Origin of the sequence: Rhodococcus rhodochrous (assembly GCF_014854695.1) — a bacterium.
GTDB lineage: Bacteria > Actinomycetota > Actinomycetes > Mycobacteriales > Mycobacteriaceae > Rhodococcus.
In genome coordinates, this window is sequence record NZ_CP027557.1 from 333,205 (window position 1) to 350,790 (window position 17,586).

Here is a 17,586-nt window from a genome sequence, read left to right on the forward strand (position 1 = left end):
GGTGCGTGGCCGCCCGGGGTGAGACGGTCGGCGGTGCCGAAGTGGTTCGTGAAGATTGCTGCAAGGAGTCGCAGGTAGCGTAATGCCCATGTTGCTACGGCTGTTGCGCCGCTTCACGGCGCCCTATCGGGGTGCCCTCGCGGGGGTCGTACTCCTGCAGCTGGTCGCGACCGGGGGCATGTTGCTGCTCCCGAGTCTCAACGCCGACATCATCGACAACGGCGTGGCGACCGGGGACATCGACTACATCATCCGGACCGGTCTGCTGATGCTCGTCATCAGCGCCGTCGAGGTCGGCGCCGCGACCGGTGCCGTCTACTTCGCGGCGCGTGCCGCGATGGGCTTCGGCCGCGACGTGCGGCTCGAGCTCGTCCGGAATGTGGGGCGGTTCTCGGCGCGCGAGTTCGGGACGTTCGGTGCCCCGTCGCTGATCACCCGCAACACCAACGACGTGCAGCAGGTCCAGATGCTCGTGCTGATGACCTGCACCATCGTCGTGACCTCCCCGATCATGGGGATCGGTGGCGTCATCATGGCGATCCGCCAGGACCCCGGCACCTCGCTCGTGCTGGTCGTCGCCGTCCCGGTCCTGATCTTCACCATGGTCACGCTCATCGCGCTCATGCTGCCCGGCTTCCGGGTCATGCAGAAGCGCATCGACTCTGTGAACCGGGTGCTGCGCGAGCAGATCACCGGCATCCGCGTGATCAGGGCATTCGTGCGCGACGAGACCGAGAAGGCCCGCTTCGACGGCGCCAACGACGACCTCACCGCCACCGCCCTGCGCGTCGGCCGCGTGAACTCCGTGCTGTACCCGGCGGTGCTGCTGATCTCGAACGTGAGCACCGTCGGCGTCCTGTGGGTGGGCGCCCACCGCATCGACTCCGGTGCGATGCAGGTCGGCTCCATCACCGCGATGATCACCTACATCGCCCAGATCCTCATGGCTGTGCTCATGACGTCGTTCGTCGCGATCATGGCTCCGCGCGCCGCGGTCTGTGCCGAGCGCATCCTCGACGTGCTCGACACCGAACCGACGGTGTCCTCGCCCGCCGAACCCGTCCGCGAACTGCCGCCCCGCGTCACTCTCGAACTGCGCAATGCCGGATTCTCCTATCCCGGCGCCGACGCTCCCGTGCTCAGCGGGGTGTCGTTCCGCGCCGACCCCGGTTCCACCACCGCGATCATCGGCGGCACCGGATCGGGCAAGAGCACCCTGATGCGACTCGTACCGCGGCTGATCGACGTCACCGCCGGGCAGGTGCTCGTCGCGGGTATCGACGTCCGGGCACTCGACACCGATGTGCTGCGCTCGCGCATCGCCGTCGTGCCGCAGAAGGCCTACCTGTTCTCCGGCACCATCGCCGACAACCTCCGGTACGGACGCGCCGACGCCACCGACGACGAACTGTGGCACGCCCTCGAGGTCGCGCAGGCCGCCGACTTCGTCCACAAGACCGAGGACGGACTGAACACCGTCCTCTCCCAGGGCGGCACGACCGTCTCCGGCGGACAGCGGCAGCGACTCGCGATCGCCCGCGCCCTCGTCCGCCGGCCCGCCATCTACCTGTTCGACGACGCCTTCTCCGCACTCGACCCGGCGACCGACTCCCGTCTGCGCGCGGCGCTCGAACCCGAGACGCGCGACGCGTGCGTGCTCATCGTCGCGCAGCGGGTCTCCACCGTGCAGGACGCCGACCGCATCGTCGTCCTCGACAACGGCGTCATGGTCGATTCCGGGACGCATCTCGGACTGCTCGGCCGGTGCCGGACGTACTCGGAGATCGTCGAGTCGCAGAGGATGGCCACGGTATGACGACTCCGGAAGCCGCGGCACCGTCGCGTCTGCGCACCATCCGCCGGGTGCTCGGCCTGCTCCACCCGCACCGCTACGCCGTCTACTCGGTGCTGCTCTCCGCCTTCCTCGGCGTCGTGAGCATGTCGGTGGCGCCCTTCGTGCTCGGTCGCGGCACCGACGTCATCTTCGACGGGGTGGTGGGCATGCAGCTCCCCGCCGGACAGACCAAGGACGAAGCCGTCGCCGGTCTGCGCGCCGAGGGCCGCGATCAGTTCGCCGACATGGTCTCGGGGATGGACGTGGTCCCCGGCCTCGGTATCGACTTCTCGGCCCTCGGCCGGATCCTCGTCATCGTCCTCGCGCTGTACCTGCTCTCGTCCGGTCTGATCTGGGTCGCCGCCTACGGCCTCAACGAGATCGTGCAGCGCGTCGTGCGCGACATGCGGTCGCGGATCGAACGCAAGATCCACCGGTTGCCGCTGCGGTACTTCGACACGCATTCGCGCGGCGACCTGCTCAGCCGCGTCACCAACGACATCGACAACGTCGCGGCGGGCATGCAGGAGTCCATCTCCCAGCTCGTCCTCGCGGTGCTGACCCTGCTCGGTCTCGTGGTGATGATGCTGTTCATCTCGCCGATGCTCGCGCTCGTCGCGATCCTGACCGTCCCGGCGTCGGTCGTGGCGACGGCGGTGATCGCGCGACGCTCGCGCAAGCACTTCCTCGCGCAGTGGGAGACGACCGGCAAGCTCAACGGGCAGATCGAGGAGGCCTTCACCGGGCACGAACTCATCACCGCCTACGGCCGGACCGCGGAGGTGCAGCGACGCTTCACCGACACCAACGAGTCGCTGTACCAGGCCTCCTACCGTGCACAGTTCGTGTCCGGCCTGGTGATGCCGTTCGTGACCTTCCTCGGCAACGTCGGCTACGTCGTCATCGCGGTGCTCGGTGGTCTGCGGATCGCGTCGGGCACCGCGACGCTCGGCGAGATCCAGGCGATGATCCAGTACTCGCGTCAGCTCGTGCAGCCGCTCGCGCAGATCGGCGCGATGGTCAACCTGCTGCAGTCGGCGTCGGCGTCGGCCGAGCGAGTGTTCGCGGTGCTCGACGAACCGGAGGAAGAACCGGAGGTCGCGGCGCCGACGATGCCGTGGAGCCGGCACGGACTCGTCGAGTTCGAGAACGTCGCCTTCTCGTACACCCCCGACCGGCCGCTCATCGAGAACCTGTCGCTGCGGGCCGAACCGGGCCAGATGATCGCGATCGTCGGACCCACGGGCGCCGGCAAGACCACCCTCATCAACCTGATCCTGCGCTTCTACGAGGTCGACGCGGGCCGGATCCTCGTCGACGGTGTGGACATCCGTTCGATGTCCCGCGACGAACTGCGCTCGCGCATCGGCATCGTCCTGCAGGACACCTGGCTGTTCGGCGGCACCATCCGCGAGAACATCGCCTACGGCAATCCGTACGCGACCGAGAACCAGATCATGTCCGCGGCCAGGATGAGCTACGTCGATCGTTTCGTGCGGGCCCTGCCCGACGGCTACGACACGATCATCGACGAGGAGAACGACGGCAACCTCAGCGCCGGCGAGCGTCAGCTCATCACGATCGCGCGGGCGTTCGTGTCCAAGCCGTCGATCCTCATCCTCGACGAGGCGACGAGTTCGGTCGACACCCGCACCGAACTGCTCGTCCAGCAGGCCACCGCGCGGTTGCGCGACGACCGCACCAGCTTCGTCATCGCCCACCGCCTGTCGACCATCCGCAACGCCGACCGCATCGTGGTGATGGAGGACGGACGGATCGTCGAACAGGGCACGCACGAGGGGCTGCTCGAGGCGGCCGGTGCGTACGCGAGGCTGTACGACGCGCAGTTCAAGGCACTCGTGGAGTGAACACGGGAGACTTCGGCGCGGCCTGATACAAACCATTCCGTCCTCGCGGGCGGGGCGGGACACTTCTGGCCATGACGGGGGTGCGGACAACGGCGGTACGGTCGACTCTCGATCTCGTGCGTTCTGCGCGACCGGGGGTCTTCCAGGTCGACGAGACCACACCGGCGGGGTGGATCATGCAGCACCTACGACGTGGGGGACCGGCGACGCGCACGATGCTCGCCGACTTCACGGGCCTGTCGGCGTCGACGGTCAACCGGGCGGTGACGTCGTTGCTCGATCACGGGTTGCTGCGCGACCGTCCCGATCTCGCTCCGCGGGGGCGGGTGGGACGGCCGCACGTGCCGGTGGAGGTGGACACCGAACGGGGCTTCCTCGCCGGTATCCATCTGGGGGAGCGGGAGACCCGGGTGGTCTCCGGCGACCTGCTCGGACGGGAGCTGCACCGGACGACCTTCGCGACCCCGGCGTCGGCGTTCGATGTCTTCGCCGCGATCGGTGCGGCGCTGCGGGTGCACGAGTCGCAGCTGCACGGCAGGCAGCCGCTGTGGGCCGGCCTCGCGGTGGGTGGTCTGTACGACGAGCACCGAGGGGCGCTCGACCACCCGCGGCTGGGCTGGTGCGAAGCGCCCGTGGACGTGTTGTTCCGGGCGATCGTGCCCACGCCGTACACGGTCGTTCCGTACGTGGAGGCGGTCGCGGAGGTCGAATACCGCCGGTTCGAGAGTGCCTTCCGGCGACGACCCGAGAGCTGGCTGTATCTGTGTGCGGAGGAATCGATCTCGATGGCGTGGCTCGTGGACGGCCTCGCACGGTCCTCGGCCGACGACATCGAATCGTTCTGTGCTGTACTCGAACCGGGGAGCGCCGATGGCACCGACCCGTCGCCGAACCGGGCGGTGCTCCTCGGCCGTGCGGTCGCGCTGGTGCGCGACGTCGTGAATCCCGATGTGGTGACCGTCGGTGGTGAGGCGCTCACCGGGCACGGATCGGATCGTGAGGACGTGTCCGACGGTTACCGGCAGCGGTCGTCGTACAACGATGTGCCGCTGCGGTTCTCGGAACCCGACGACGATCTGCGGTCGGCGGCGGCGCTCGGTGCGGCGTCGCGGGTGATGTACGTCGACCCGATCGGCGCGATGCAGGCGCGGTGAGACGAGAGCGTCGGTGACCCGTTCGAGTCGGATACGTGGTCCGATCGACAGGCGCTCGATATCCCGAACGGGCCACCGACGCGAGGTTTACTGCGGTCGAACTCTAGGGACGCGCGACGACCGGCATGGTCAGCTCGCCGATCGCCGGGATGGTGAGCACGACGGTGTCGCCGGGGACGATCTGTGCGACGCCCTCGGGGGTGCCGGTGGCGATGATGTCACCGGGCTGCAGGGTGATCACCTGCGAGTACTCCGAGATCAGCTTGGCGATGCCCCAGATGAGGAAGGACGTGTTGGACTTCTGCCGCATCTCGCCGTTCACGGTGAGCCAGAAGTCGAGGTTCTCCGGGTCCTCCACCTCGTCGGCGGTGAGGATGTAGGGGCCGATCGGGGTGAAGGTGTCCATGGACTTGCGCCACGACCGGTCCTCGTCGCCGCGCAGCGTGATGTCGAGCAGCGGGGTGTACCCGAAGACGTAGTCGAGTGCCTCCTCGACGGAGACCCGCTTCGCCTCCTTCGAGATGATGATGCCGACCTCGGCCTCGTGGTCGAAACGCCGGTCCTCGTAGGGGAGTTCGATCGCGCCGTCCGGTCCGACGATGGACGTGACGGCCTTGAGGAAGCCCTTGCGGACCGAGACGTCGAGGATCTTGCGATCGGTGTAGACGCCCTTGTCCCCACCCATCTCCTGCTGGTGCTTGTGGTAGTTGACCGGCGCGGCGAACAGGTTGCGCGGCTGGGGTTGCGGTGCGCGGACGGTCACCGAGTCGAGTGTCTGCCCGCCGCCGGAGGCGACGCGGGACGAGACGTCGGCGGAGACGGTCGACCAGGCGCGGATGAGCGCGTTCGTGCGCTCACGCGGTTCGGTGTGCTCGGGGACGAGATCGGTGATGTCGACGAGGGTGCCGTCGGTGGCCTCGACGCCGAGTCGGTAGTCGTTGTAGACGTAGAGCTTCATGATTCCTACTCGCTGGGTCGGATGCGGCCGATTCCGAGCGCATCGATGGCGGGCTTGTCGGTGTACGAGAACAGGATTGCGTCCTCGCCGGTCGGATTGTGGTGGGAGTGCTCGTACCACAACGGAATTGCGATGGTGTCGCCCTTGGTCCAGTCGATACGCCGGCCGTCGACGATCGAGTATCCGGATCCGCGGACCACGTGGTAGACGGTCGAGTGGGTGTGCCGATGGGCACGGGTGTCGACGCCCGGGCGGATCAGCTGGAGGTAGGCGCCGATGGTGGTCATCACCGGTCCGCCCGTGATCGGGTTGCGGTACTCGACGATGATGTCGTCGAAGGGATCACCTTCGCGCGTACGCAGGTACTCGATGGTCTCGAGTGCATCGGCGAGCTTGTACACCAGTGGCTGCTCGACCTTTTCGGGTTCACCCCAGGGCTTGGCGAACAGTCCGTTGCCGTAGGCGGCGGGGAGCGGTGCGTCCACCTCCTGGCATTCGGGGTCCTCTTCGATGATGTACTGGTTCAGCCGCGACATCAGCGGGGAGTCGAGCCCGTCGAGCCAGATCATCGGGCCCTCGCCCGTGTGGCCGTGCTCGTGCCAGTGCCCGTTGGGGGTCAGCAGGAAGTCGCCCTCGTCCATCGGGACGCGCTGGCCGTTGACGACGGTGTAGGCGCCGTCGCCCTCGACGATGAAGCGCAGTGCGGACGGCGTGTGGCGGTGTGCCGGGGCGATCTCCCCCGGCAGCACCAATTGCAGTGCGGACCAGAGGGTGTCGGTGGCTCCGGTGCGCTGGTGCGGGAGGCAGCCGGGGTTGCGGAAACCGAGGACGCGGCGGAGTGCGTCCTCGAGCGGGACGATCTCGCCGGCCTCGACCATCAACCGCCGCGCCTGCTCGTAGCGCCAGATGTGCGGCACCAGAGTGGTTTTCGCTTCCGGGCCCAGATTGCCCATGAGCTGCCAGAGCGGGGAGTAGTGGTTGTCCGCGAGTTCGGCGTAGAAGTCGTCGTGCACCGTCTCGTCGGACCGGGTGGTGTCGACACTCATCGCACGATCCTCTCTGTTCTGCAATGCGGAGATTGATTCCTCGATACAGAATTAATACGGGATTTGGGGTGGTTGGTCAAGGAATAACTGCGAATCGTTCTGTTATAAAGAATCATGGCCACTGACTCTGCGCGTCGGGACGCACCGGCATATCCTGTCGGTTCGGTCGACAAGGCTCTCCGACTGCTCCTCGTGGTCGCCGAGCGACCCGACGGACTGCGGGTGGGCGATGCCGCCGCCCTGCTGGGTATCGCCCCGTCCACCGCGCACCGCTTGCTGCAGATGCTGGCGCACTACGGCTTCGCCGAACAGGATCCCGAGTCCAAGATGTACCGGGCCGGTCCCACCATGGAGCGGCTGTCGAACTTCCGCGGCCGGGTCATCGACCTGGCCCGGCCGATCCTGGAGCGGCTCGTGGCCCTCACCCAGGAGACGGTGCACCTCGCCACCCTCGACGGGGATCGGGCTCTGACGCTGCTCTCGGTGGAGAGCCCCCATCTGCTGCGCGTGGGTGACCGGTCGGGTCATTCGCAGCCGGCGTATTCGAGCGCCATGGGTAAGGCGCTGCTCGCCGGGATGGGCGGGGACATCGAGCCTCATCTGCCGAACGGCCTGCAACAGTCCGAACGGCAGACCCTGCTGTCCCAGCTCGAGGTGATCCGGGAGCGGGGTTACGCCGCACAGGACGGCGAGGTCGAGTCGGGTGTCAGCGCGGTGGCCGTCTCGGTGGGTGCCGCCTCCGCCGGGATCTCCGGTGCGGGCACCCCTGCCGCCGGGTTCTCCGGTGCAAGCACCTCCGGCTTCGCCATCGGTATCACCTTCCCGACCGGGCGGATCGGCGTCGACCGCTGGGGCGAGGTGCTCGCCGCAGCCCGGAAGGCGGCCGACGAACTCGCCGACACCCTGGCCGGTTCCGGGCGGTAGCCCCGTCGCCGGCCGGATGGACGCCCGGCCGGCGACGATGCAGGTCAGTACGGGTAGTTGCGGGTGTCGCCGGCCACCGACAGCGGCATGAACATCCAGTCGAGGTTCTCGTAGTCCGTGGGGTTGTGGTCCTTGAAGGAGTAGTTGCGCAGCGCGCGCCCGACCCCGTCGATGTGGAACAGCTCGCCTGCGACCCGGGCGAGGCGCTGGATGTTGCCGGTGTGCGGCACCCGTCGTGCCTCGAAGGTCTTGAACGCGGCCTCGACGTTCGGCTCGGTCACGAGCGCATCGACCATCGCGAGCGAGTCGTCCAGTGACTGGGCGCCACCCTGGGCGAGGTACTGGAGCATCGGGTGGGCGGCGTCGCCGATGAGGCTCACCGCGCCCGAGGTCCAGGTGGTGACCGGCTCCCGGTCGTACATCGGCCAGCGGATCTCGCGGTTGAGGTACTTCCCGGCCTCACGGACCTTGTCGCAGCACAGGCCGAAGCGGGCGTCGAGCTCCTCCTCGGTTCCCCAGTTCTCGTGGTCGGGGGAGTAGAAGTCCGAGCGGAAGACGGCGACGTTGTTGTAGAGCTTGCCACCGCGCAGCGGGTACTGGATCAGGTGCATGTGCGGGCCCAGCCAGCACAGCACCATCGGGGTCTCCACGGCGTCGGCCGGCACCATCTCGATCGGCACGGTGCCGCGGTAGGCGACGTACTCGGAGGGAACGGGCTCGTCCTCGACGATCAGCGGGCGGATCGACGAGCGCAGTCCGTCGGCGCCGACCACGGCGTCGGCGATGTACTCGGTGCCGTCGGCGCAGACCACCTTCGCGCGGCCGTCGGGCAGGTTCTCGGCGCGGAGGACCTCGCGGTTCGTCTCCAGGGTGACGAGATCGCTCGCGCGGCAGCCTTCGAGGAGCGCGCCGTGCAGGTCGGCCCGGTGCGTGACGACGTAGGGGTAGCCGTAGTGTTCGACGAACTCGGGTCCGAGATCGACGGTGCCGATCTCCTCGCCCGTCACGGCGTCCATGTACCGCTTCTTCTGCGGGAGGACGGCGTCCTTCATGATCGCGTCCATCACGCCGAGGCTGTCGAGGACGGCCATGGCGTTCGGGGCCAGCTGGATGCCGGCGCCGACCTCGCCGAACTCGGGGGCGCGCTCGATCACGTGCGCCGGGCGGCCCTTGCGGGCGAGGCCGAGGGCCGTGGCGAGGCCTGCGATGCCGCCGCCGACGATGAGCAGGGGGACGTCGATGATTTCTGCCGAGGTGCTCATAGGGCAACCTTTCCGGTGATCACAGAGATGTTCTGTATCGAGGAATTCAATTCTGCATGACAGATTAGGTTCGCGGGAATGGCTGGTCAACCCTCGACCGCTCGATTCCTGCGATTCCGAAAACGATCTATCACTGAGTGACAGTCGGCGTTGTTCGGCCGCTCCGGACGGCCCTACTCTCACGGCTACCGTCCGTCGGGAGTTCCCGACCACCGATTTCCACGAACCATTTCACTGGGTGATAGATGGGCTTCTGCGTCTCCTGGACGTCGGATTGGCTGTCATCACACCCACGACATGCAGGAGAGGTCGCCGTGACCGCAATCGAATCGTCCGCCTTCAGTCTCACGGAAGAACAGCGCGCCATCCGTAGCGCCATCGACGAGCTGTGCGAGCCGTTCGACAACGACTACTGGCGTGCCTGCGACGCCGCCGGTGAATACCCGGAGAAGTTCGTCGACACGCTCTACGAGACCGGCTGGATGGGCATGCTCGTCCCCGAGGAGTACGGCGGAGGCGGAGCCGACATCCGCGATGCCGCAGTCGTTCTCGAGCAGCTCGAACGCAACGGCTGCCACGCCGGTGCGGCGCGCGCCGGCATGTACACCATGGGCGCCCTGCTCCGTCACGGCAACGACGAGCAGAAGCAGCGCTTCCTGCCGAAGATCGCCTCCGGCGAACTGCGTCTGCAGTCCTTCGGCATCACCGAGCCCGACGCCGGCTCCGACACCACTCGCATCCGCACCTTCGCCCAGCGCGAGGGCGACGAGTACGTCGTCAACGGCAACAAGATCTTCATCTCCCGCATCCAGCACTCCGACCTGCTGCTTCTGCTCACCCGGACCAAGAAGCGCGAGGATGCCTCCAAGCCGTCCGACGGCTTCACCGTGCTGCTCGTCGACCTGCGCAAGGCGATCGAGGACGGCACCATCCGGGCCACCCCGATCAAGACCATGGTCAACCACGAGACCAACGAGCTCGCCATCGAGAACCTGCGCGTGCCGGTCGAGAACCGGATCGGCGAGGAGCACAAGGGCTTCAAGGTCATCCTGTCCGGCATGAACTCCGAGCGCATCATCGTCACCTCGGAGTACATCGGTGCCGGCTTCCACCTCATCGACCGCGCCGTCCAGTACGCCAACGAGCGGCACGTCTTCGGCCGCCCGATCGGCATGAACCAGGGCGTCCAGTTCCCCATCGCCCAGGCCTACGCGAACCTGCAGGCCGCCTCGCTCATGCGCTGGCGCGCCGCCGAGATGTACGCCGCCGGCGAGAACCCCCGCTTCGAGGTCAACGGCGCGAAACTGCTCGCCTCGCAGGCACTCTGGCAGGCAGCACAGGCCGCCTTCGACACCTTCGGCGGATACGCCGCGGCCGAGGAGTACGGCATCGAGCGCAAGTGGCGCGAGGCCCGCCTCCCCTCCACCGCGCCGATCTCCAACAACATCGTCCTCGCCGGCATCGCGCACGCCACGCTCGGCCTGCCGAAGTCGTACTAGGAGAAGCACGATGGGTGCACCCATGCCGCTGCGGACCGACACCGACGGACTGACGTCGGTGCTGGCCGCCTTCGCCGCGGGCGGCGAGATCGCCCGCGACGAACACGAGGAACTTCTCGGCCGCATCCTGGTCGACACCGTCGGCTCGGCTCTCGCCTCCGCGCACGAGCCCGCCGAACGGATCCTGCAGAACTGGGCCGCGGCCGAGGGAACCTCGGGCCGGGCAACGGTATGGACGACGGGCCGCACGGCGAGCGCTGCCACCGCAGCGCTGCTCAACGGCACCGCCGGGCACCAGCTCGACTACGACGACATCTCGCCGAGCATGCCCATCCACCCCAGCACGGTGATCGTTCCCGCGCTGCTCGCCGTCGCCGAGCAGCGCGGGGCCGACACCCGCCGGCTGGTGCAGGCGTACGACGTCGGTGCCGCCGTCTTCCGCGCGGTGGCGGACCTGCTCCCGCAGCACGTCCACTACGCCCGGGGCTGGCACACCACCTCCACGGTGGGCCGGCTCGCCGCCGTCGCGGCCGTCGCGCGCCTGGTGGAGATGTCGTCCGAGCACGCGGCGCACGCCCTGGGCATCGTGGCCTCGATGGCCGCGGGCTCACGCCCCAATTTCGGATCGATGACCAAGCCGCTGCACGCCGGCCTCGCCGCCCGCGACGCCGTCACGGCCGTCGATCTCGCCGAGGCGGGCTTCACCGCCAATCCGCGTGAACTCGAAGCGGACGCCGGATTCTTCGACCGCTACGGCGATCCCGAACTGGCACCGCTCGGCGATCCGGACGAGACCCTCGCCGAACGCCTCGAGTACTGGCTGGACGCGTGGCCCAGCGACTGGGGCATCAAGAGGTATCCCGCCTGCTACGGCACGCACCGCAGCATCGACGCAAGCCTGGCACTGCGCGAGCGCATCGCCGGCGCCCCGATCCGCGAGGTCCGGATCACCGTGCATCCGAGGGGAACCCGCGCGCTCGTGGCCTTCCCTCCGGTCTCGGCCACGGCCGCGAAGTTCAGCGCCGAGTACGCCGTCTCGGTCGCACTGCAGCGCGGAGCCGTCGTCCTGGCCGACTTCACCGAGGACGCGTTCGCCGAACCCGAGACCATCCGCCTGATGAACGCGGTGAGCATCACCGAGAGCGCCGAACCTCCCGCCGGCGCACCGACCTTCTCGGGTGGGTACTCGGTGGTCGAGGTGCTCACGCAGGACGGTGCACGACACGCCGAACGCGTCGACATCACCCGCGGCGACGGACGCAACCCGCTGAGCGACGAGGAACTACGAGACAAGTTCGACGACTGCTGCGCCACCGGCGGACTCACCGCCGAAGCGGCATCGACCCTGCACTCCGCGCTCGTCGCATCGGCGCGCGGCGGAGCCCTGCAGCAGGTCGCCGCGGCCCTGGCGCCGGAATACCGTACGGAAGGACGACTGGCATGACCGCCACACAGCGCTCGCACCCGAGGGTGGAGATCATCGAGGAAGGCATGCGCGAGGGCATGCAGATCGAGAGTGCGAACATCCCGGTCGAGGACAAGATCCGGCTGCTGGACGCACTCTCGGCCACGGGCCTGAAGACCATCGTGGTCGGCTCGTTCGTCTCACCCAAGTGGGTGCCGCAGATGGCGGAGATCGAGAAGATCGTCGAGGGATTCACCCCGGTCGACGGAGTGCGCTACACCGCCCTGGCACTCAACCAGAAGGGTGTCGAGCGGCGCGCGTCGTTCGCTCCGAAGATCACCCCGCCGGACCCGCGCATCGGACAGTCCAAGATCCACCTCGACGACGTCTTCGTCCAGCGCAACACCGCACGGTCGATGCAGGACGAGATCGACGCGCTCGACGGTGTCATCGCCCGCGCTGTCGAACGCGGTGCGCAGGAGGCCCAGGTCTCCGTCAACGCGTGCTGGGGATCGAACTGGACCGGTGAGATCGGCGAGGACCGCCGCATGGAGATCCTGCAGTTGCAGATCGACAAGTGGACCGCCGCAGGCGTTCCCGTCACGCGCGTCCACCTCGGTGATCCGATGAGCTGGAACACCCCCGCCGCCATGCGTTCCCAGATCCGCCGGATTCTTGCGACCTGGCCCGAGATCTGGCACTTCCAGGTGCACCTGCACAACGCGCGCGGCATGGCGCCGCTGAGCGCCTACGCCGCCTTCTGCGAACTCGACGAGCGCCACACCCTCGTCGTCGACACCGCCATCGGCGGACTCGGCGGCTGCCCCTACTGCGGCAACGGCCGGCTCACCCGCATGATCCCCACCGAGGACTTCGTGCACTTCCTCGAGAGCGAAGGCATCGACACCGGTGTCGATCTCGCGGCTCTCATCGAGGCCGTGGTGCTCGCCGAGGAGATCGTCGGGCACGAACTGTGGGGTCACGTCTCGAAGGCGGGTCCGCGACCCTACGGCAGCGACGTCTACGCGATGGACATGCCGTTCATCGAAACCTTCGAACAGGCACAGCATTTCCGGCTCGGACCGCAGGTCTACGAGGGCGCACTCTCGCCCTGGAAGACCGAGATCCGCTCGGCCGCCCGCGACGACTTCGAACGCACGCTGCTCACCGGTGCGTCGTCCCGAACAGGAGATTCCGCATGAGCACTCCCATCCAGGAGCCCACACCCGGTTCCCTCACCGGCCTGCGGGTGATCGAGATCAGCACCTCGGTCGCCGCGCCGTTCGGCGGGCAGATCCTCGGGGATCTCGGCGCCGAGGTCATCAAGATCGAGCGACAGGCCGGGGACGACACCCGCAAGTGGGCGCCGCCCGCATGGAACGGCGAGTCGATCGCGTTCATGTCGTTCAACCGCAACAAGAAGTCCGTCGTGCTGGACTACAAGACCGACGAGGGCAAGAAGATCCTCGTCGACCTGTTGCGCGACGCCGACGTGCTCGTCCAGAACCTGCGCCCCGGCGCACTCGCCAAGGCGGGATTCACGTGGGAGTACCTGCACGAACTCAACCCGCGGCTGATCTACTGCGAGATGTCCGGCTACGGCCACACCGGCCCCCGCGCCATGCAGCCCGCCTACGACCCGCTGCTGCAGGCGTTCTCGGGCATCGTGTCGATGACCGGTGAGGACGGCGGCGAACCCGCCCGCGTGCCCGTCTCGCTGCTCGACATGGGCACCGGCATGTGGATGGCGATGTCGGTGCTCGAGGCGCTGCGCCGCCGCGATATGACGGGCAACGGCTGCCACGTGCAGAACTCGCTGCTTCAGACGGCGCTGACCTGGATCACCTCGCCGCTGATCGGGATCGCGGCCGGCAACCCCGCCCCGCGTCGTCTGGGCTCCGGCTTCCGCGGCGTGGTGCCCTACGGCGCCTTCCCGACCGCCGACGGCCACATCTTCATCTCGGCCGGTAACGACGATATCTTCCGTCGCCTGCTCGAGGCCATCGACGCGCAGGACCTGGGGGAGCGCGAAGGCTTCACCAGCAACCCCGTGCGCGTCGAGAACCGCAAGCTCGTCCAGGACGTTCTCGGCGAGCGCACCTCGCAGTTCACCCTCGACGAACTGCTCGTCCGGTTGAAGGCCGCCAACGTGCCGCACTCACCGGTGAACACGGTCGACATGGTGTACCGCGACGAGCAGGTCAAGGCGACCGGCATGCTGCAGCCGCTGCCTCATCCCGTCGTCGAGGATCTCGAGGTCGTCAACCTCCCGGTCACCTTCGACGGGCAGTACCCGCCGCTGACCAAGTGCCCGCCCGCCCTCGGTGAGGACACCGTCGAGGTGCTCGCGGCGCTCGGACGCAGCGAGGACGAGATCCGCGCACTGATCGCCGACGGTGTGGTGCGAGCCGCCACCGAGCAGGCTCCGGCCTGACGAGACCGCGAAAGGAACGAAAGAGCATGACCACCACCGAAGTCGGTTCCGTCGACAACGCCGAGCCGGATTACTCCGACGAGGTCCTCTACGAGGTGCGCGGCAACGCCGCGTGGATCACGATCAACCGTCCGCATCGCCGCAACGCGATGGCGCGTCGCACCGTCAACCAGCTCACCGAAGCGTTCGTCGAGGCGGGGGAGGACCCGGACGTCTTCGCCGTCGTCATCACCGGTGCCGGGGACAAGGCGTTCTGCGCCGGCGGCGACATGAAGGAGATGGACGACATCGCCCGCTCGGGGCGTCAGGTCCACGTCCCGATGACCGGCCTGTACCGCGCGCTGTTCGAGGTGATGCTCGAGACGTACAAGCCCGTCATCGCCGCGATCAACGGCCACGCCATCGCAGGTGGCTGCGAGATCGTGCTCTCCAGCGACGTCCGCATCGCCGTCGAGGGTGCCACGATCGGCCTGACCGAGGCACGCCGCGGCATGGGCGCCAACCTCGGCTCGGTGCTGCTGCCGCGTCTGGTGCCCCGCGCCGTCGCGATGGACCTGCTCTACACCGCGCGGACCATCCCGGTCGAGGAGGCCAAGGAGATGGGCCTGATCAACCGCGTCGTCCCGCGCGAGGACTTCGAGGCCGAGGTCCAGAAGTACGTCGACGACATCCTCGCGAACTCACCGGTGACGTTGCGCCGCTACAAGGAGATGGCCACCAAGAGCTGGGGTCTGCCGCTGCCGAGCGCCCTGCGCCTGAACGTCGGCCCCAATCCGTACCTGAGCGAGGACCGCGTCGAAGGTGTCCGTGCCTTCCTCGAGAAGCGCGCACCCGTGTGGAAGAACCGCTGACCGAACCGACGCCGCGGCGCCTGCAAGGAGCATGATGAACCTTCTCGACCCCGGCCGTTGGGCCGGCAACATCCACAGCGGTGGCTGGATCCCCGGAGCGGCGGGCGACCAGCCGGCGCTCGAGGCCGCCACCGGCACGGAGCTCGGCCGGATCGGTGTCGCCGACGCCGGCCAGGTCCGGGCTGCGGCGACCGCTGCAGCCGGTGCGCAACGGGCGTGGGCCACGACGAAGCCTGCCGACCGGGCTGCCGTGCTGCGTCGCGCCGGCGACCTGTTCGCCGAGCACGCCGGGGAGATCGAGGAGTGGCTGGTCCGCGAGTCGGGTGGCACCCGGCTCAAGGCCGGCCGGGAGCTCGCGGCAGCGCGAGCGGAATGCTATGAGGCGGCCGGTCTTCCGACGCATCCGTCGGGAGAGGTGCTGGCCACCGACAGTGACCGCTGGTCGTTCTCGCGTCGCCGTCCCGCGGGCGTGGTGTCGGTGATCGCTCCGTTCAACTTCCCGCTGACGCTGTCGATCCGTTCCGTCGCACCGGCGCTCGCGCTCGGCAACAGCGTGCTGCTCAAGCCAGATCCGCGTACGTCCGTGAGCGGTGGGGTCGTTCTCGCGCGGATCTTCGAGGAGGCCGGTCTCCCCGAGGGTGTGCTCCACGTGCTCACCGGTGGCGCCGACGTCGGGGAGGCCGTGGTCTCCGCACCGGAGGTCGCCGTCATCTCGTTCACCGGTTCCACCGCAGCCGGGCGCCGGGTCGGGGAGGCCGCATCGCGCCTGCTCAAGCGGGCCCACCTCGAGCTCGGAGGCAACAACGCGCTGATCGTGCTGCCCGGAGCGGACCTCGACCGCGCCGCCTCCGCCGGAGCCTTCGGGTCGTTCCTGCACCAGGGGCAGATCTGCATGGCGACCGGCCGCCACATCGTCCATCGCGACATCTACGACGAGTACGTGGCGAAGTTGGCCACGAAGGCCGACGCGCTGCGGGTCGGCGATCCGTTCACCGACGACGTCGATCTCGGCCCGATCATCGACGAGCGACAGCTGAAGTCGATCGACGCGATCGTGCGCGACGCCGTGGACGCCGGTGCCCGGGTGTGTGCCGGTGGCACCAACGACGGCCAGTACTACCGGCCCACCGTGCTCGCCGACCTCGACCTGTCGATGCGGGCGTGGACGGACGAGATCTTCGGACCGGTCGCCCCGGTCGTGCCGTTCGACGACCTCGACGAGGCCGCTGCCCTGGTGAACGCGAGCGAGTACGGACTGTCGGTCGGCATCCTCGGCGAAGTGGGGCTCGCGATGCAGTTGGCCGATCGCATCGACTGCGGCAAGCTGCACATCAACGAGCAGACCGTCGGCGACGAAGCGTACGCGCCGATGGGGGGCACCGGGGCGTCGGGAACGGGTTCCCGCTTCGGTGGTCCGGCGGCGAACTTCGAGGCCTTCACCGAAACCCAGTGGGTCACAGTGCGGTCGGAGATCGCGCCGTATCCGTTCTGAGAACGATCGACGGTGCGCGGCACGGCTGTCCGGGACGGTGCGTGCGGGATGTGATTCGATGTTGTCGTACACATCCCGCACCACCTCAGGACGAGCCATGAGCAACAACGACGACGGCAAGCGGTCGGTCCTGGGTCGTGCCTTCGAGATCCTCGACTGTTTCGCCGGGGGCGCCGAGATGACGGTCGCGGGGATCTGCGACCGCACGGGGCTCCCACCGGCCACGGTGCATCGGATGCTTGCGGCGCTGGTGCGGTGGGAGGGCGTCGAACGCCTGTCCCACGGTCGCTACCGTCTCGGACGGCGGATCTGGAGCCTGGGAATCGGTGCGCCGCAGGTGCGTCGCCTCCGGGAGCTCGCGCAGCCCTATCTCGTCGACCTGCACGTCGCCACACGCGGCACCGTCTACCTGGGTGTGCGGGACGGATCGGACGGGATCTTCTCCGACCGCATCACCCGCGTCAAACCCACCGCCAATTCCTCCCGGGCGACCCGCAGACTTCCGTTGCACCGCACCGGAGGTGGGCGGGTCCTGCTCGCCTACAGCCCCGAGGCCTGGGACGAGCTCGTCGCCGATGCGGAGTCGGATCCGGAGATGGCGGCACGGATACCGGAACTGCGTGCGCAGCTCGCGGAGATCCGCCGCACGGGTGTGGGGATCGCCCGCAACGACGGCCTGCCCGGCCGCACGTCCGTCGCGGCCGCCGTGCTCGATTCGCAGGGCGGCATCGTCGCCAGCGTGACGGTGGCCTTCCCCGAGTCCCGGATTCCGCAACCCCAGCAGATCGTGCCGCGCGTGATCGCTACGGCACGTGCGATTTCCCGTGATCTCGCGGCGACCGGCGAGTTCTGACCGGCC

Annotated in this window: 14 protein-coding genes; 11 read left to right on the forward strand and 3 right to left on the reverse strand. The window is 68.3% G+C overall.

The window, feature by feature from the left end; translation table 11 throughout:
• Positions 1-88 precede the first annotated feature (88 nt).
• The 3 genes from C6Y44_RS01490 to C6Y44_RS01500 all read left to right on the forward strand — a co-directional run bounded on the left by C6Y44_RS01490 (position 89) and on the right by C6Y44_RS01500 (position 4,856).
• A complete protein-coding gene (locus C6Y44_RS01490) occupies positions 89-1,816 on the forward strand; it encodes an ABC transporter ATP-binding protein (protein WP_159416941.1) in 1,728 nt (575 codons plus the stop codon).
• Complete coding sequence (locus C6Y44_RS01495; protein WP_016690972.1) at positions 1,813-3,702, forward strand: ABC transporter ATP-binding protein; 1,890 nt, start codon at positions 1,813-1,815, stop codon at positions 3,700-3,702. The genes C6Y44_RS01490 and C6Y44_RS01495 overlap by 4 nt, the downstream gene beginning before the upstream one ends.
• A 116-nt stretch (positions 3,703-3,818) precedes the next feature.
• Entirely contained in the window at positions 3,819-4,856 is a 1,038-nt protein-coding gene (locus C6Y44_RS01500; RefSeq protein WP_174246951.1) for a MarR family transcriptional regulator, read from the forward strand.
• A 103-nt stretch (positions 4,857-4,959) separates the two neighbouring features.
• Here the strand turns inward: C6Y44_RS01500 and C6Y44_RS01505 are convergent, their stop codons facing one another.
• Complete coding sequence (locus C6Y44_RS01505) at positions 4,960-5,814, reverse strand: fumarylacetoacetate hydrolase family protein (protein WP_016690974.1); 855 nt, start codon at positions 5,812-5,814, stop codon at positions 4,960-4,962.
• A 5-nt stretch (positions 5,815-5,819) separates the two neighbouring features.
• On the reverse strand, positions 5,820-6,860 hold the full coding sequence (locus C6Y44_RS01510; protein WP_016690975.1) for a cupin domain-containing protein: 1,041 nt from the start codon (positions 6,858-6,860) through the stop codon (positions 5,820-5,822).
• A gap of 114 nt (positions 6,861-6,974) precedes the next feature.
• On the opposite strand from C6Y44_RS01510, the gene C6Y44_RS01515 reads away from it, so the two are divergent.
• Complete coding sequence (locus C6Y44_RS01515) at positions 6,975-7,784, forward strand: IclR family transcriptional regulator (protein ID WP_159416940.1); 810 nt, start codon at positions 6,975-6,977, stop codon at positions 7,782-7,784.
• A 44-nt stretch (positions 7,785-7,828) separates the two neighbouring features.
• Here the strand turns inward: C6Y44_RS01515 and C6Y44_RS01520 are convergent, their stop codons facing one another.
• Positions 7,829-9,046 carry an FAD-dependent monooxygenase gene (locus tag C6Y44_RS01520; RefSeq protein WP_016690977.1) on the reverse strand — a complete coding sequence of 406 codons (1,218 nt, stop codon included), beginning with the start codon at positions 9,044-9,046 and terminating at the stop codon, positions 7,829-7,831.
• Between the two features lie 314 nt (positions 9,047-9,360).
• Between C6Y44_RS01520 and C6Y44_RS01525 the strand changes: the two genes are divergently transcribed.
• The 7 genes from C6Y44_RS01525 to C6Y44_RS01555 all read left to right on the forward strand — a co-directional run bounded on the left by C6Y44_RS01525 (position 9,361) and on the right by C6Y44_RS01555 (position 17,580).
• Positions 9,361-10,545, forward strand: a complete 1,185-nt coding sequence (locus tag C6Y44_RS01525; RefSeq protein ID WP_016690978.1) for an acyl-CoA dehydrogenase family protein — start codon at positions 9,361-9,363, stop codon at positions 10,543-10,545.
• 10 nt (positions 10,546-10,555) lie between these two features.
• Positions 10,556-11,989 (forward strand): MmgE/PrpD family protein, encoded by a 1,434-nt coding sequence (locus C6Y44_RS01530; protein WP_120281138.1) that lies wholly within the window; start codon positions 10,556-10,558, stop codon positions 11,987-11,989.
• Positions 11,986-13,152, forward strand: a complete 1,167-nt coding sequence (locus C6Y44_RS01535; RefSeq protein WP_016690980.1) for a beta/alpha barrel domain-containing protein — start codon at positions 11,986-11,988, stop codon at positions 13,150-13,152. Before C6Y44_RS01530 ends, C6Y44_RS01535 begins: the two co-directional genes overlap by 4 nt.
• Entirely contained in the window at positions 13,149-14,384 is a 1,236-nt protein-coding gene (locus tag C6Y44_RS01540) for a CaiB/BaiF CoA transferase family protein (RefSeq protein WP_016690981.1), read from the forward strand. Before C6Y44_RS01535 ends, C6Y44_RS01540 begins: the two co-directional genes overlap by 4 nt.
• 26 nt (positions 14,385-14,410) lie before the next feature.
• Positions 14,411-15,235: an enoyl-CoA hydratase/isomerase family protein gene (locus C6Y44_RS01545; protein ID WP_016690982.1), complete on the forward strand. Its 825-nt coding sequence runs from the start codon at positions 14,411-14,413 to the stop codon at positions 15,233-15,235.
• Between the two features lie 34 nt (positions 15,236-15,269).
• Positions 15,270-16,727: a benzaldehyde dehydrogenase gene (locus C6Y44_RS01550; protein WP_159419064.1), complete on the forward strand. Its 1,458-nt coding sequence runs from the start codon at positions 15,270-15,272 to the stop codon at positions 16,725-16,727.
• Positions 16,728-16,824: 97 nt separating this feature from the next.
• Entirely contained in the window at positions 16,825-17,580 is a 756-nt protein-coding gene (locus tag C6Y44_RS01555) for an IclR family transcriptional regulator (RefSeq protein WP_016690984.1), read from the forward strand.
• Positions 17,581-17,586: the final 6 nt, after the last annotated feature.